The organism is Arthrobacter sp. Y3221157 (genome assembly GCF_059089865.1).
Window position 1 is genome coordinate 30,820 of record NZ_JBNHFD010000022.1, and the last position, 16,200, is coordinate 47,019.

Consider the following 16,200-nt stretch of genomic DNA (forward strand, 5'->3'; position numbering starts at 1 on the left):
CAACAAAGAGAACAGCAACCGGAGGGCTTTCCACCGGTGCGGCCATTATGGCCGCGATGACCCAGAAGAACCATGAGAATCCATAGGCGAGTGCGAAGAACAGCAAAACGTGAAAGCGTCTGGACATCTTCCTGTGACGAGGCTTGCCCTAGCGGCCGGGGAGGTACGGCTGATGCGCGGGCAGTTTCGCCCTGCTGGGCAGTCTGCTGGATCCGTCACCGGCGCGAGGCTCACTGGGGTCAGGACAGGAATACGCCACCCGAGCAATCTAGCTATTGGGGATTGCGTTGTGTAGGGAAAAAGGTCCTGCGCAAGGAGTGGGCTAGCCGAGGCCGCGGCGCTTCAGGAGGGGCTCCAGGCTGGCGTCGCGGCCGCGCAGGACCCGGAAGGAGTCCAGGGGGTCGCGGCTGTTGCCGCGCGAGAGGAGCTCCTGGCGGAACCGTTCACCGTTTGCCCGGGTGAGGCCACCGTTCTCGCTGAACCAGTCCACCGTTTCGGCGTCCAGTACTTCACTCCAGATGTAGGAGTAGTAGCCGGCGGCGTACCCCGCACCCGCAAAAATGTGCTGGAAATAGCCCGTCCGGTACCGCGGCGGAATCAGCGGATGGGCGATCCCCGCTGCCGCGAGGGCCTTCGCCTCGAACTCGAGCGCGTCCTCCGGGACGTTGCCCGGCTCCAGCGTGTGCCAGGCCAGGTCCAGCAGCGCCGCGCCGAGGTATTCGGTGGTGGCAAAGCCTTCACCCCAGAGCCGGGATTCTTCCAGGCGGTCCACGATGTCCTGCGGAAGCGGCTCCCCGGTGACATGGTGCCGGGCGTAGTTGGACAGCACCTCCGGCCACATCATCCACATCTCGTTGACCTGCGACGGATACTCCACAAAGTCCCGGGGGACGGACGTGCCGGAGAACCTGGGGTACGTGACGTTGGACAGGAGCCCGTGCAGGGCGTGCCCGAACTCGTGGAACGCCGTGCGGAGCTCGTCCAGGGTCAGCAGCGTGGGTTCGCCCGCCGGCGGCTTGGAAATGTTCAGGTTGTTGATCACCACGGGGCGGGTGCCCAGCAGGCCTGACTGGTCCACGAGGGAATTCATCCACGCGCCGCCGCGCTTGGGCTCCCGGCTGTAGTAGTCGCCCAGGAACAGTCCCAGCCCCCTCCCGTCCTCGTTGCGGACCTCCCAGACCCGGACGTCGGGATGGTAGCCGGCAAGGTCAGTCCGTTCCTGGAAGGTGATGCCGTACAAGGAGGTGGCGGCATGGAACACGCCGTCCACCAGCACCGTGTCCAGCTCGAAATACGGCCGGAGCGCCTGTTCGTCGACGTCGTACCTTTCCTTCCGGACCTTCGCGGAGTAGTAGGCCCAGTCCCAGGCTTCCAGCGGATGGCCCGCGAGGCCGGCCAGTGCTTTTGCCTCGGCGTCGGCGTTCCGGACGGCTGCCGGCGCCAACCGGCCAAGCATGGACTGGACGGCCCCGAAGTCCGGAGCGGTCTGCCGGTCCACCACCAGTTCGGCGTAGTTGGCGTATCCCAGGAGGGACGCCTTCTCGGCCCGCAGGCCGGCCGTCCGACGCGCGAGGTCAAGGACATCCAGTTCCCCGCCGCTGCTGCCGCGCGCAACCGACGCCTCAAACAGGCGGCGCCGCACGCCCCGGTCCGCCAGCGAGGCAAGGGCAGGCTGGTTTCCCGGCTGGACGAGAGTAAGCAGGTACTTGCCATCGTCTCCCGCTTCGCGGGCCGCTTCCGCAGCACTGGCCACATCATCTGCCGGCAGGCCCGCCAGTTCGGCAGGGCTGTCCAGCAGGAGGGCAGCCGACTTCATGCCTTCCTTGACCCGTTGGCCAAACTCCGTGCCAAGGCGGGCCAACTCGGCGTTGATTGCCCGGAGCCGCTCCTGCCCAGGCCCGTCCAGCTGGATGCCGGACTGGCGGAACTCCTTCAGGTACTCCTCCAGCAGGCGGGCCTGCTCGGGATCGCGTCCGGAGGCATCAACGGAAGCGAACCTTTCAAACAGAGCGCGGTTCAGGAAGACCTCGTCCTGGTGCGCGGAAAACCGCGGCGAAAATTCGGTTTCCAGCTCCCGGATCCGTTCGGACGCGTGGGCTGACACCAGGGTGAAGAACGGCGCCGCGGCCCGCTCCAGCAACCGCCCGGACCGTTCCATCGCCACCACCGTGTTTTCGAAATCGGCAGGCTCAGGGTTATCCACGATCACCTGGATCTCGGCGAGGTGTTCGGCCAGTCCGGCTTCGATGGCTTCGGCGTAGTGCGAATCCTCGATCGATCTGAACGGGGGGAGTCCGTAGGGGAGGAGGCTGGGAGCCAGGAGGGGGTTCGTCATGGGGTAAACCTTTCACAGCAAGCCACGCTTCTCAATGTGGCAACAATGCCGTTTGCCGGCGGCAACTATCCCTACAATGACGGGTATGGGGACCATAGCCGCCGGGGCGGCCGGGCGCTGGCGCGCCCGCGTCGTGGCATTGTCGTTGGCCGGAGCGCTGGGCTTGCCGGGTGTGCTGGCGGGCTGCGGCCTGCTCGCTGAACAGAACGGTCCGCCGCCGCAGCCGGCCGAATCTGTCCAGCCTGGTACTGCCCGCCCTGGTACGGCCCAGCAGACCGGGACGCCGCCCCCTGATGCCACACCCACACCGGTTCCCACTCCCGGGAAGGGGCCGGCGTGCCCGGTGCTGCGGTGCACCTCGGTCCTGGTCACCGGCGACATGCTGGTCCATACGGAGCTGTGGCAGCAGGCGCAGCAGGATGCCGCCGCCGCCGGAAAACCCGGCCTGGATTTTGTGCCGCTGCTGGAGGGCCAGCGCCGCTACATCAGCAGGAGCGATCTTGCCATCTGCCACCAGGAAACGCCGGTGGCCGGACCGGAGGGGCCATTCTCCGCGTATCCCTCCTTCAACGTCCCGCCGCAGATCATCTCGGCTTCAAAGGCGGTGGGCTACCAGGCATGTACGACGGCGAGCAACCACACCATCGACCGCGGCACCGACGGGCTGCTGCGCACCCTCGACGCCCTGGACGCGGCGGGCCTCAAGCACACAGGCTCGTATCGCACTGAGAATGAGTCGCAGGGGATCCTGATCCTGGAAACTGCGGCCGCCAAAGTGGCTGTCATCCAGGCCACCTACGGGCTCAACGGACTCACCGCCGAGTACCCGTGGCAGGTGGACATGCTGGACGCGCCGGCCATGATCGCCAAGGCGGAAAAGGCCAGGGCCCTGGGCGCCGACATCGTCCTGGGCGCGATGCACGCCGGCGATGAGTACGCCAGCGCACCGAACGCACAGCAGCAGGAGGTTGCCCACGCGCTGGCTGACAGCGGGCAGTTCAACCTGGTGTACGGGCACCACACGCACTCGGTCCTGCCGATCGAAAATTACAACGGAACCTGGATCGTCTACGGGCTGGGCAATGGGGTCACGGAACTTTCGCCCTGGTACGTGGTGAACAACGAAGGCCTGCTGGTCCGGGCACAGTTCGGCCAGGACGGTTCCGGTAAGTGGACCGTCACCGATCTCGCGTGGGCGCCGTCGGTCATTGTCCGCGATCCCTACCGCTGGTGTTCGGTGGCCTCGGACGCGCCGCAGGGTCCCTGCGCAGGGCCGGAAGCGGACGCCGCCACCCGGCAGCGGACGCAGGCAGTGGTGGAGTCGATGGGGGCAGCGGCTGCCGGAGCCCACGAGCTGCTCATCAGCCGTGAGCCGTAGGCGGTTCAGCGGGGACGCCGGGCTGCGTGTTCCCTTGCCAGCTCGGCAAACCTGTCGTCCGGGTGGCCGGGCTCGAACGTTCCATACCTGCGCTCCGCCGCCGTACGGATCAGGAAATCGGCGATGGCCGGGTTTTTCGGCAGCAGCGAACCGTGCAGGTAGCTTGCAACGATGTTCCGGTAGCGCGCGCCCTCATGCCCGTCACTGCTGTTGTTTCCGGTCCCTTTGGCAGTGGTGCCCAGGGGACGGACACCCTCTCCCAGCGTGGTCTGGCCGCTGTGGTTTTCGTAGCCCAGGACTTCACCGAACTCGGGTGTGGAGACTTTGACGTTGCCGATCAGCCGTTCATCGGTGCCGTGGGTCTCGACGTTTAGGACGCCGATGCCGGGGATGACGGCACCAGTGCGGGTCTTGAAGAACCGTCCGAAGAGCTGGTAGAGGCCGCAGATCAGCAGCATGGGGGCGCCGTCCTCCGCCAGGTCCTTCAGCTCGGGGGCCCGGGTCTGCAGGTCGTCCTGGATGACGAGCTGCCCGCTGTCCTGGCCGCCGCCGCCCACGATGATGTCCACGTCTTCCGGGAAGGGGTCGCCCACGTTGTATTCAAGCAGTTCGGGCGTGTAGCCGTGCCAGCTGATGCGGCGTTGCAGGACCAGCGCGTTGCCCCAGTCACCATAGATGTTCATGTCCCGCGGGTAGAGCTGGACCACGCGGAGGGTGCCTTTGCCCTGACCTTCAACGGGTCCGGTGGCGGGTGTTTCGGAACTCACGAGACAACCTCCACGGTGGTGATTTTGGACAGTTCGCGGCGGATGGCCAGCATTGCGGTGTACGTGCAGAAGATCCGCTTGGGCTTGCCGGAAGCTTCCCGGATGAAGGAGGCCAGCGCCGGTGCGATCTCGGGCTGGACTGATCCGAAAGGAACCTCGTCATACTGCAGCCGCAGGGCCATGTCGTAGGCACGGGATCCGGTGAGCTGGTCCACGCCCTCCGCACGCAGGGAATCGAACTCCACGTCCCACAGCCAGGACATATCCCGGCCGTCGGCATAGTTGTCGTTGATGGCAATCATCGTGGCGTAACCGCCCGCCGGGAACGACTTCAGGCCGAGCCGGAAACCGCTGGGGTTCTTGACCAGCACCAGGTCCAGGGGCTGGCCGTCCACGGTGAGGCTCTCGCCGCGTCCGAAGGCCGGCGCCACCTGGGACAATGCCTCCAGCAGCGTTTCGTGGTCAGCGGTGGCGGCGCCGCCGCCGCAGATGCTCCTGGCCAGGGTCAGGGCGGCCGCTGCGTTGAAGATGTTGTAGACGCCCCGAAGCTTCATCGACGTGGTGACCGTGCCGCCGTCGTACTCGAATTCGGCGGTGTCCGCACCCACCTTGCGGAGTACGACGTCGGCTGCCGGCTTCTCCGGAAGGCCCGCCGGGGCGGGGCTTCCGGGGGCGGCGCGCATGTCGTCGTCGTTGGGGAAGGTGCCCAGCAGCGACTCGTCCAGCCCGAAGTACTTCACGTCCTGCCCGGTAAGGGTGTCGGCGATCCTTGCCACCCGCGGGTCCTCGCGGTTCAGGACCACCGTTCCGGTGGTCTTGGCGGCAATCTGCTGGAGCAGCTGGGCTGTCTTGTCGATTTCTCCGAACCGGTCCAACTGGTCCCGCAGGACATTCAGGAGGAGGCAGTACCGGGGCGGGACGCTGTTGACGAAGTGGACGGCGTGGGCTTCATCGAGTTCCAGGACGGCGATATCGGCGTCGAGCCTGCCGCGCCAGTCCACCTCACCCAGCAGGGCAGCTGCAACGCCGCGCGTGAAATTGCTGCCGGTGCGGTTGGTGAAGACCTTGAGCCCCTGGCTCTCCAGCAGTTCCACCACCATCTTGGTGGTGGTGGTCTTTCCGTTGGTGCCGCTCACCACGGCAACGCCATGGGGGAGTGTGCTGAGCGTCCGCCGCATAAAGCCGGGATCGATTTTTTCGACCACCAGGCCCGGCAGGGCGGAGCCGCCGCCCCGGAGCCGGGTGGCCCGGCGGACCAGCTTGCCGAGCGGAACACTGAGGGAAACCATGTTTCGAATATATCCCAGCAACGGCATGCAACCGCCGCGCCCTGCTCCCGGCGGACCCGGCGGCAGGGCGCGGGCCCGTATGCTGGATGGATGACAAATTCCCTTTCCGCCGCTTCCGCGCGCGTTGGTGCAGGCCTGCGGATCGGCGTGCTGGCGCTCCAGGGTGACTTCCGGGAGCACCTCCGGGCCGCTGAGGCCACCGGCGCCGAAGCCGTGGGCATCCGCCGGCCCAAGGAGCTGGACGGCCTGGACGGGCTTATCATTCCCGGCGGCGAATCAACCGCAATCGACAAGCTGGCGCGGGCCTTCGACCTGGCCGAACCGCTGCGGGAGCGCATTGCCGAAGGACTGCCGGTTTACGGTTCCTGCGCCGGCATGATCCTGCTCGCCTCGGACATCGCCGACCCGGCCACCGACCTCTCCGGCGCCCCGCAGCAGACCTTCGGCGGCCTGGACATGACGGTGCGCCGCAACGCCTTCGGCCGTCAGCGGGACTCGTTCGAAACGGACCTGGACTTCAAGGGCCTGGACTTCAGCGCCACGGATGCGGGCGTCCCGCCCGTCCACGCCGTGTTCATCCGCGGCCCCTGGGTGGAGCGGGTAGGCCCGGACGTTGAGGTGCTGGCGCAGGTAGAACCCGCCGAGCCGGAGCATGCGTCCCACGCCGCCCCCCTGCCGGGGACAGCTAGAATTGTTGCAGTGCGTTCGGGCCAGTTGCTGGCCACCTCCTTCCACCCGGAAGTGACTGGGGAGAAACGCGTACACGAACTCTTTATCCGGATGATCAGAGGAGAAGCGTAAAGCATGTCAGGCCACTCCAAATGGGCGACGACCAAGCACAAGAAGGCGATCATTGACAGCCGCCGCGCAAAGTCGTTCGCCAAGCTGATCAAGAACATCGAAGTTGCAGCCCGTATGGGCGGGCCGGACCTCGCCGGCAACCCCGGCCTGGAACTGGCAGTCACCAAGGCGAAGAAGACCTCGGTCCCCAACGACAACATCGACCGTGCCATCAAGCGCGGTGCCGGCCTCACCGGTGAAGTGGTGGACTACACCGAGATCATGTACGAGGCACGCGGGCCCCAGGGTTCGGCGCTGCTGATCGAGTGCCTCACGGACAACAAGAACCGTGCCGCCTCCGAGGTGCGCCTGGCCATTTCCCGCAACGGCGGCACCATTGCCGATCCCGGCTCCGTCAGCTACCTGTTCACCCGCAAGGGCGTGGTGACGCTGCCCAAGAACGGCCTCTCCGAGGACGACGTCCTGATGGCAGTGCTGGATGCCGGCGCCGAGGAAGTCAAGGACAACGGCGACAGCTTCGAAATCCACACGGAGCCGGGTGACCTGCCCGCGATTCGGGAGGCACTGAAAGAAGCCGGCATCGAATACGACACCGACGAAGTGGAGTTCGTACCTTCCATGCAGGTGGACCTGGACCTGGACGGAGCCCGCAAGTTCCTGAAGCTGTCCGACGCGCTCGAGGACCTCGACGACGTCCAGAACGTCTACACCAACGCCGACCTCAGCGACGAAGTCCAGGCCGCCCTGGAATCAGAGTGACGTCCGGCCTTGCCTGCTGAACAGGGCCCGGCTGCCCGCTTCCCGCACGCGTGACACTGCGTGTGCTGGGGGTGGACCCCGGCCTCACCCGCTGCGGGATCGGCGTGGTGGACGTCGAGCGGAACCGGCGGGCAACGATGGTGGCCGTCGGCGTGGTCGGGACCTCCCCGGAGGAGACCCTGGACCAGCGGCTGCTGGTGATCGCCACGGCAATCGACGAATGGCTTGACCGCTACGAGCCCCAGGTCCTCGCCGTCGAACGTGTTTTTTCGCAACTGAACGTCAGTACCGTGATGGGCGTGGCGCAGGCGTCCGGGGTGGTGATCGCCGCAGCAGCCCGCCGGGGGATCCCGGTGGCCCTGCATACGCCGTCGGAAGTCAAAGCCGCGGTGACGGGCAGCGGCTCGTCCAATAAGGACGCCGTGACCAAGCTGGTCACCAAGATCCTTCGCCTGGAAGCGCCGCCGCGTCCGGCCGACGCCGCCGACGCCCTTGCCCTCGCCATTACCCACGCATGGCGGGCCGGGAGCGGCGCGGCGGCCGCCACCACCGGTCCCGGCAGCTCCGCGTTGACACCTGCGCAGCAGGCCTGGGCAGCCGCCGAGGCGAAGGCGCGGCGTGCCCGCTGAATGTCCCGGCCCCTTGCTAGGGTATTCGTAGATATGTTCGGATAGCCGGTCCCACGCGGGATCCGGCCTACACCAGGAGCCCCGGCCTTGATCAGTTTCCTCCGCGGAACCGTAGCGCACGTAGGCCTGTCCACGGCCGTCATCGACCTCAACGGTGCCGGAATGAGCGTGTTCGCCACGCCGCAGACCCTCAGCGGACTACGCACCGGCGAGGAAGGCAAGCTGTTCACGTCGCTGATTGTCCGGGAGGACTCCCTGACTCTCTTCGGATTCGCCACTGATGACGAGCGGGAAGTGTTCGACGTGCTGCTCAGCGTCAGTGGCGTGGGGCCGCGGCTTGCCCTTGCCGTCCTGGCGGTCCACGATCCCGAAGCTATCCGGGTTGCCGCGCACACCGGGGACAGCAAGACCTTCACGAAGGTGCCCGGCATCGGACCCAAGGTGGCGGGCCGGATCGTGCTGGAGCTGGCCGGGAAACTGGTTCCGCACGGCACCGCCGGTTCCGCAGCCGCCCCCACGGCCGCCGAGGCAGCATGGAAGCCCCAGGTGGTGGCGGCGATGACCAGCCTCGGCTGGTCCGAAAAAGACGCCTCATCCAGCATTGACAAAGCCCTGGCGGATGAGCCGGAGGTATCCTTCCGCGGCAACGTCCCCGAAATCCTCCGGACCACGCTGCGCTGGCTGGGCCAGGACGGCGCCAGGGCGGGCAACCGCGTAGGCAGCCGTGGCTGAAGCGTCATTGGTGGCGGCAGGGGAGGAGCCGGAAGAGCGTGCCATCGAAGCCGCCCTTCGCCCCAAGAACCTGGACGACTTCGTGGGCCAGCACCGGGTGCGCAAGCAGCTGTCCCTGGTGCTGAAGGCCTCGCGGATGCGCGGCCGCAGCGCGGACCATGTGCTCTTCTCCGGCCCGCCCGGCCTGGGCAAGACCACCCTCGCCATGATTGTCGCGTCCGAAATGAACGCCCCGCTGCGCATCAGCAGCGGCCCGGCCATCCAGCACGCCGGCGACCTTGCCGCCATCCTCTCCTCGCTGTCCGAGGGCGAGGTGCTGTTCCTCGACGAAATCCACCGCATGTCCCGGCCGGCCGAAGAAATGCTCTACATGGCCATGGAGGACTTCCGGGTGGACATCGTGGTGGGCAAGGGGGCCGGGGCCACGGCGATTCCGCTGGAACTGCCGCCCTTCACCCTGGTGGGTGCCACCACCCGGGCCGGCCTGCTTCCCGGACCACTGCGCGACCGCTTCGGCTTCACCGGGCATCTGGAGTTCTACTCCGTCCAGGAGCTGGAACTGGTCCTCCGCCGTTCAGCGGGCCTGCTGGACCTCAAGGTGAACTCGGCCGGGTTCACGGAAATTGCCGGGCGGTCGCGCGGCACCCCCCGAATCGCCAACCGCCTGCTGCGGCGGGTGCGGGACTGGGCCCTGGTCCATGACATCGAGCAGATCGATGCCCGTGCAGCGTCCGCCGCACTGGACATGTACGAGGTGGACAAGAAGGGCCTGGACCGCCTGGACCGGTCAGTCCTTGAGGCGCTCATCACCAAGTTCGGCGGCGGGCCGGTGGGGCTGTCCACCCTGGCCATCGCCGTTGGCGAGGAAACGGAGACCGTGGAAACGGTGGCGGAGCCTTTCCTGGTCAGGGAAGGCCTGCTGGGCCGTACGCCACGCGGCCGGATCGCGATGGCACCGGCGTGGACTCACCTGGGCTACGCCATCCCCACCGGGGTCTTTGCGCAGGAGCAGTTGGAGCTCTTCGATCCCGACTCCGATGCCGCCGCAGCATCCGAAGACTGGGCCCCGGAAAGCCAATAACAGGCTCCCTTCAGTTTTTCCCCTTAGACTGGTATGACGCTCGGCACGTCCGGGCCCGTGTTTCGCCGGCGCCATTCAACTGGCCGCCTTGGTGGGAAGGGATTCCGTCAGGCTTGTGCCTGTCAGTCCGGCTCCTGGCGGAACGGGGCGGACGTTGCCGGAAAATCGGTTCGGCAATTAAGGAACGGAATTCCCCTTGGATCCAATGTCAATTCTCCTGTTCGTCATGCTCGGAGTTTTCATCTTCATGATGTTCCGGCGCAATAAGAAGACGCAGCAGCAGCAGGCGGAGCTCCAGTCGAAGTTCGGCCCCGGCGTCGACGTCATGACCAGCTTCGGCCTTTTCGGCCGGATTGTCGCCGTTGACGACGCCGAAAACAAGGTCACCCTGGAACTTTCCCCCGGCAACCTCGCCACCGTCCACCGCCAGGCTGTCACCAAGATCGTCGAACCCGCGGCCGCCGTTGAGCCGGAGCCCGCTGCGCCGGCCGTTCCGGACGATGCCTCTTCCCTGACCGGCCGTGAGGGCGGCAGCACCGCCACCACACCGGTGGAAACTCCCGACGAAACCCTCAAGCGCCTCAACGACGAGGGCAAGAAGGACAACTAGTCCCGCTGAACGCATAACCCTCTACCGCTGCGGACCGCCGCCGGTGCTGGCCACAGCAGGCACCGGCGGTTCTTCCGTGATCAAGAGAAAGATCGACAATGGCACGAACTGGCCCTAAGAAACCAGGCCTCAGGGTCCTGGTCTGGCTCGGTGTAATCATCGCCGCGCTGACCGCTGTCCTGGCCGGCGGCACCCTCAGCGGGCAGGCAAGCTGGGCACCCAAGCTCGCTCTGGACCTTGAAGGCGGAACCCAGATGATCCTGGCGCCGAAGGTCGAGGGCGGCTCGGACATCAACGAGGAACAGCTCAACCAGGCCGTGGCGATCATCCGCCAGCGGGTTGACGGCTCCGGTGTGGCCGAAGCCGAAATCAGCACCCAGTCCGGGCGGAATGTGGTGGTCAGCCTTCCGGGAACCCCCTCCAGCCAGACCCGCGACCTCATCCAGGCCTCCGCGGACATGAACTTCCGTCCGGTCCTCCTGAACGGTGCCGGTGCACCTGTCCCCGAGGAGTCACGGGCTCCCGAGGACCAGTTGCCCAAGCCCACAGCGGAGCCGGCCAACAGCAGCGATATCAACTGGATCACCCCGGAAATCTACCGGCAGTTCGAGTCCCTGGATTGTGACAACCCCGCCCAGGATGAACAGGAACGCTCGGATCCCGCCAAGCCGCTGGTCACCTGCGAGCCTGCCACGGACACCACGCCGGCCATCAAGTACATCCTCGGTCCGGTGGAGGTCAAGGGCAGCAACATTGTCACCTCGTCCTTCCAGCTGCAGCAGGGCGCCCAGGGCGCCGTGACCAATGACTGGGCCGTGAACATCCAGTTTGACGAGGAGGGCACCGCCAAGTTCAAAGAGGTCACCGAACGCCTGAACCAGTTCTATGTGGCCGCCGGCGGCGAATCAGGCACCGATCCCAAAGCCCAGTTCGCCATCGTCCTGGACGACCAGGTCATTTCGGCACCCCGGTCGCTGGCCGTCATCACCGACGGACGGCCCCAAATCACCGGCGGCTTCACGGAGCAGACGGCCAAGACGCTGTCTGACCAGCTCCGCTTCGGCGCCCTTCCCATCAGCTTCGAAATCCAAAGCGAGCAGCAGATTTCCGCCACCCTCGGTGGCGAGCAGTTGCGCATGGGCCTCCTCGCAGGCCTGATCGGCCTGCTGCTGGTGGTGGTCTACTCGCTCTTCCAGTACCGGGCGCTTGGTTTCGTCACGATCGCCTCGCTGGTGGTCGCGGGTATCCTCACCTACCTTGCCATCGCTATCCTTGGCTGGACGGAAAACTACCGGCTCTCCCTCGCCGGCGTCGCGGGCATCATCGTGGCGATCGGCCAGACGGCCGACTCGTTCATCGTCTACTTCGAGCGCATCCGTGACGAACTCCGTGAGGGCCGCGGCCTGGTGTCCGCCGTCGAGAACGGCTGGAAGCGCGCCAAGCGCACGGTCCTGGCCTCGAAGGCCGTGAACCTGCTGGCCGCCCTGGTCCTGTACTTCGTGGCCGTCGGCAACGTCCGCGGCTTCGCCTTCACCCTGGGCCTCACCGCCATCGCAGACCTCATCGTGGTGTTCATGTTCACGCACCCCACGCTGCAGCTGCTGGCCCGCACCAGGTTCTTCGGCGAGGGCCACCCGCTCTCCGGGCTTGATCCCAAGCGGCTGGGTGCCGTGCCGCTGTACCGCGGTGCCGGACGCCTGCGCACTCCGGAGGACAAGCCGGCGGTGGTCCGCGCCAAGAACGCGGGCGCTGCCGCCGAAGCCGAACGCAGGTTGACCATCGCCGAGCGCCGCCTGGCGGAGAAGCAGGAGCAGCTGGCCGGCTCCTCCAAGACGGCAGCGAAGGAGAACAAGTAATGTCAGGCTTCGCCAATTTTGGTAACGAGCTCTACACGGGGAAGCGTTCCTACGAGTTTGTGGGTTCCAAGAAAATCTGGTTCCTCATCGCTGCCGTGGCGGTGGCCCTTTCCATCGTCATCCCGGCGGTCAAGGGCGGGTTCAACCTGGGTATCGAGTTCCGCGGCGGCTCCGAGTTCACGGTTTCCAACGTGCAGACCACGGACGCCGACCTGGGCGAGAAAGCCGTCACGGATGTCGTCGCGGGCAGTGTCCCCCGCGTTGCCAACGTCGCCGGGACCACCATGAGGATCCAGACGGACAAGCTCACGGACGATGAGACCCTCCGCATCAAGGAGGGCCTGACCGCGGCCTACGGCGTCACGGAAAACGAGGTGACGTCCACGTTCGTGGGTCCCACCTGGGGTGCCGACGTCACCAAGCAGGCGCTGATCGGCCTGGTGATCTTTGTCCTGCTGGCTGCGGTCCTGATGGCGCTGTACTTCCGCACGTGGAAGATGTCGCTCTCAGCCCTCGCGGGCATGGTGGTGACCATGTTCATCACTGCCGGCGTCTACGCGCTCAGCGATTTTGAGGTCACCCCGTCAGCCATCATCGGCTTCCTGACCGTCCTCAGCTACTCGCTGTACGACACCGTGGTGGTGTTCGACAAGATCCGGGAGAATACTGCCGACATCGACGCCTCCACGCGGCGCACCTTTGCTGAGGAGGTCAACCTCGCCGTGAACCAGACCCTGGTCCGTTCCATCAACACCATGATGGTGGCCATCCTTCCCGTAGGCGCCATCCTGTTCATCGGCGCCGGACTGCTGGGTGCGGGTACGCTCCGGGACCTGTCGCTGGCCCTGTTCGTGGGCATCCTCATCGGCACGGCCGCCACCATTTTCGTGGCTGCACCCATGTATGCCTGGCTCCGGCAGAACGAGCCGGATCTGGTCAGGCAGGCCAAGCGCGTGGAGCACCGCCGTGCCGGTGCAGCCGGCCGGACCGCCTCCACCGAGCCGGCCCAGGCCTGACCGGATCATTGCAGTCAACGGCCTGAAAGACGGCCCCGGGCCGGACAGCGGAACCATCGCGCTGTCCGGCCCGGCATATTTAAGGGCCGGTTTTAAAACTGCCGGGCGTGGGGAATAGACTGAAGTAATTAAAGCGGTGGTGAGGAGTGCTTCATTGGAAGAACGTTCGGCGTCAGCGCCAACGGCACAGGGAGACAAGAATCCTGCCGGTGTGCAAACCGGGCTCGCGGCATCAGCGCGCCCTGGTTCATTGGTGCCCGTCGACAACTCCGGGTCCCGTGCCACGTTTCCGGGGCGCCGCGAACGGACCCGTTCCCGGCTTGCCCGCCTGACCGGGCGCGGCACAGCCACCTATTCGCCCATCCTTGAGCCGCTGCTGAGGACTGTCCGGGCCAACAATCCCAAAGAGGATTTCGACCTCATCCAGCGTGCGTTCGACGTGGCGGAGCGAAGCCACCGGGGCCAGAAACGCAAGAGCGGGGACCCGTACATCACGCACCCGGTGGCCGTAGCGACCATCCTGGCCGAGCTTGGGCTGAGCGGCACCACCCTGGCGGCGGCCCTCCTGCACGATACCGTGGAGGACACGCCCTACACGCTCGATGACCTGAGGCGGGACTTCGGCCCGGAAGTGGCGATGCTGGTTGACGGCGTCACCAAACTCGACAAGGTGAGCTTCGGCGAGGCTGCGCAGTCCGAAACGGTCCGCAAGATGGTTGTGGCCATGGCCAAGGACATCCGCGTGCTGATGATCAAACTGGCTGACCGGCTCCACAACGCACGCACCTGGCGCTTCGTGTCCGCCGAGTCCTCCGCCCGCAAGGCGCGTGAGACCCTGGAGATCTTCGCCCCGCTGGCCCACCGCCTGGGCATGAACACCATCAAATGGGAACTCGAAGACCTTTCCTTCGCGGCACTGTATCCCAAGGTGTATGAGGAAATCGTGCGGATGGTGGGGGACCGGACGCCTGAGCGCGAGAAGAGCCTCAGCGTTATCCGCGACCAGATCACCGAGGACCTGCGGACCGCCCGGATCAAGGCCACCATCACGGGCCGGCCCAAGCACTACTACTCGATCTACCAGAAGATGATCGTCAGGGACAAGGACTTCGACGACATCAACGACCTCATGGGTGTCCGGGTCCTGGTGGACTCCGTCCGGGACTGCTACGCAGCTCTTGGCGCCATGCATTCGCGCTGGAACCCGCTGCCCGGCAGGTTCAAGGACTACATCGCGATGCCCAAGTTCAACATGTACCAGTCACTGCACACCACGGTGATTGGCCCGGGCGGCAAGCCCGTGGAAATCCAGATCAGGACCCACGAGATGCACCGCCGCGCGGAATACGGTGTGGCCGCGCACTGGAAGTACAAGGACCAGCCCAACCGCACCGCCGTCGGCCCGGGCAGCCCCCGCGACGGCGACATGGGATGGCTGCGGTCCCTGGTGGACTGGCAGCAGGAGACGTCGGATCCCGGTGAGTTCCTGGATTCGCTCCGGTTCGAAATCAACGCCCGCGAAGTGTTCGTCTTCACCCCCAAGGGTGAGGTCATGGCCCTGCCGGCCGGCTCCACCCCCGTCGACTTCGCGTACGCCGTGCACACCGAGGTGGGGCACCGGACCATCGGTGCCCGCGTCAACGGCAAGCTGGTGCCGCTCAACAGCGAGCTCAACCACGGTGACTGGGTGGAGATCTTCACCTCCAAGGCCGAAGGTGCCGGGCCTAGCCAGGACTGGCAGCACTTCGTTAAGAGCGCCCGGGCCCGGAACAAGATCCGGCAGTGGTTCAGCAAGGAACGCCGCGAAGAGGCGATCGACCGCGGCAAGGAACTGCTGACGCGGGCCATGCGGAAGCAGAACCTTCCGCTGCAGCGCCTGATGACCCACGAGGCATTGGCGGCGGTGGCCGAAGAGTTCAAGTACGTGGACATCTCCGGTCTCTACGCCGGTGTTGGCGACGGCCACACCTCCGCGCAGGCGGTCATGGAGAAACTCGTCGAAAGCCTCGGCGGGAAGGAAAGCGCCGACGACGACATCACCGAAGTCAGCATCCCCACCCAGGTCACCAAGGCACGTTTCTCGGACTCGGGGGTGGTGGTCCGCGGAGTCGGCGACGTCTGGGTGAAGCTGGCGCGCTGCTGCACACCTGTTCCGCCGGATCCCATCCTGGGCTTCGTGACGCGCGGATCCGGGGTATCCGTACACCGCACGGACTGCACCAACATTTCAGACCTCAAGGACCAGCCGGACAGGATTGTGGACGTTGACTGGGCGCCCACCCAGTCCAGCGTCTTCCTCGTGGAGATCCAGGTGGAGGCCTTGGACCGCAAGTCGCTGCTGTCCGACGTGACGCGGGTGTTGTCGGACAACCACGTGAACATCCTGGCAGCCAGCGTCCACACGTCCACGGACCGGGTGGCCATCTCAAAGTTCGCCTTCGAGATGGGCGACCCCAAGTACCTGAGCCATGTGCTGAGTGCCGTCCGCCGGATCGACGGAGTGTTCGACGTCTACCGCACCACCGGAAACAAGCGCAGGAGCTAGGAGGGCGAGCTTCTCCAGCGCCGCCCTCTTGTGCGGAACGCGGGGCGAGGCCTCTATTGCGAGGACCAGCAGCCGCAGCCGCACGTCCTGCTGGGGACGCGCCAGCAGCGCCGCAAGTGCAGGAATGGCGCGTTCCGCGTCCACGTGCAGTGCCACGTCCAACGCCGTCCGGAGCGGGCTGGAGACCATGAGCCCGCCCAGGCTGACGACGTCGAAGGGACCCAGCTTGACTTCATGCAGCGTGCAGCCGCGCGTATTGCGCAGGCTTGAGACACGCCGCTTGGCGTCCACCAGCAATGCAAGCCGGTCCGGCTCCGCCGCGCACCCGTAGATCCAGGCCGCCGTCATCCGGCCTGCCACGACGCGCTGCCTGACTGTCTGGGGGACACCGCCCGCAGCGGC

14 protein-coding genes are annotated in these 16,200 nt (G+C 66.1%); 10 read left to right on the plus strand and 4 right to left on the minus strand.

The genetic code is table 11. From position 1 onward, the window contains the following. Positions 1-322 precede the first annotated feature (322 nt). Positions 323-2,335, minus strand: coding sequence for a M3 family metallopeptidase (locus tag AC5RTT_RS08470; RefSeq protein ID WP_494144811.1), 2,013 nt, complete (start codon positions 2,333-2,335; stop codon positions 323-325). 85 nt (positions 2,336-2,420) lie between these two features. Here AC5RTT_RS08470 and AC5RTT_RS08475 point away from each other — a divergent pair, with 85 nt between their 5' ends. Continuing rightward, complete coding sequence (locus AC5RTT_RS08475; RefSeq protein ID WP_494144812.1) at positions 2,421-3,713, plus strand: CapA family protein; 1,293 nt, start codon at positions 2,421-2,423, stop codon at positions 3,711-3,713. A gap of 5 nt (positions 3,714-3,718) precedes the next feature. Here the strand turns inward: AC5RTT_RS08475 and AC5RTT_RS08480 are convergent, their stop codons facing one another. Both AC5RTT_RS08480 and AC5RTT_RS08485 read right to left on the minus strand, forming a co-directional pair. Continuing rightward, positions 3,719-4,480: a type 1 glutamine amidotransferase gene (locus AC5RTT_RS08480; protein WP_494144813.1), complete on the minus strand. Its 762-nt coding sequence runs from the start codon at positions 4,478-4,480 to the stop codon at positions 3,719-3,721. Beyond that, complete coding sequence (locus tag AC5RTT_RS08485; protein WP_494144814.1) at positions 4,477-5,769, minus strand: MurT ligase domain-containing protein; 1,293 nt, start codon at positions 5,767-5,769, stop codon at positions 4,477-4,479. The genes AC5RTT_RS08480 and AC5RTT_RS08485 overlap by 4 nt, the downstream gene beginning before the upstream one ends. Positions 5,770-5,859: 90 nt before the next feature. Between AC5RTT_RS08485 and pdxT the strand changes: the two genes are divergently transcribed. The 9 genes from pdxT (at position 5,860) to AC5RTT_RS08530 (ending at position 15,798) form a co-directional block, all read left to right on the plus strand. Continuing rightward, entirely contained in the window at positions 5,860-6,570 is a 711-nt protein-coding gene (gene pdxT, locus AC5RTT_RS08490; protein WP_494053150.1) for a pyridoxal 5'-phosphate synthase glutaminase subunit PdxT, read from the plus strand. A gap of 3 nt (positions 6,571-6,573) precedes the next feature. After that, a complete protein-coding gene (locus AC5RTT_RS08495) occupies positions 6,574-7,329 on the plus strand; it encodes a YebC/PmpR family DNA-binding transcriptional regulator (RefSeq protein WP_494144815.1) in 756 nt (251 codons plus the stop codon). A gap of 50 nt (positions 7,330-7,379) precedes the next feature. Then, positions 7,380-7,958: a crossover junction endodeoxyribonuclease RuvC gene (ruvC, locus tag AC5RTT_RS08500; RefSeq protein WP_494009279.1), complete on the plus strand. Its 579-nt coding sequence runs from the start codon at positions 7,380-7,382 to the stop codon at positions 7,956-7,958. Between the two features lie 87 nt (positions 7,959-8,045). Next, entirely contained in the window at positions 8,046-8,690 is a 645-nt protein-coding gene (gene ruvA / locus AC5RTT_RS08505) for a Holliday junction branch migration protein RuvA (RefSeq protein ID WP_009357443.1), read from the plus strand. Then, entirely contained in the window at positions 8,683-9,771 is a 1,089-nt protein-coding gene (gene ruvB, locus AC5RTT_RS08510) for a Holliday junction branch migration DNA helicase RuvB (protein WP_494144816.1), read from the plus strand. Before ruvA ends, ruvB begins: the two co-directional genes overlap by 8 nt. Before the next feature lie 205 nt (positions 9,772-9,976). After that, positions 9,977-10,381: a preprotein translocase subunit YajC gene (yajC, locus tag AC5RTT_RS08515; protein WP_494144817.1), complete on the plus strand. Its 405-nt coding sequence runs from the start codon at positions 9,977-9,979 to the stop codon at positions 10,379-10,381. A 98-nt stretch (positions 10,382-10,479) separates the two neighbouring features. Further along, a complete protein-coding gene (secD, locus tag AC5RTT_RS08520) occupies positions 10,480-12,237 on the plus strand; it encodes a protein translocase subunit SecD (RefSeq protein WP_494144818.1) in 1,758 nt (585 codons plus the stop codon). Continuing rightward, complete coding sequence (gene secF / locus AC5RTT_RS08525) at positions 12,237-13,253, plus strand: protein translocase subunit SecF (protein WP_494144819.1); 1,017 nt, start codon at positions 12,237-12,239, stop codon at positions 13,251-13,253. The genes secD and secF overlap by 1 nt, the downstream gene beginning before the upstream one ends. 154 nt (positions 13,254-13,407) lie before the next feature. Beyond that, positions 13,408-15,798, plus strand: coding sequence for a RelA/SpoT family protein (locus tag AC5RTT_RS08530; protein ID WP_494144820.1), 2,391 nt, complete (start codon positions 13,408-13,410; stop codon positions 15,796-15,798). Here the strand turns inward: AC5RTT_RS08530 and AC5RTT_RS08535 are convergent. After that, positions 15,679-16,200 (minus strand): type IV toxin-antitoxin system AbiEi family antitoxin (locus AC5RTT_RS08535; protein WP_494144821.1); only part of this gene is annotated, 522 nt, incomplete at its 5' end. The two genes, AC5RTT_RS08530 and AC5RTT_RS08535, sit on opposite strands and share 120 nt — an antisense overlap.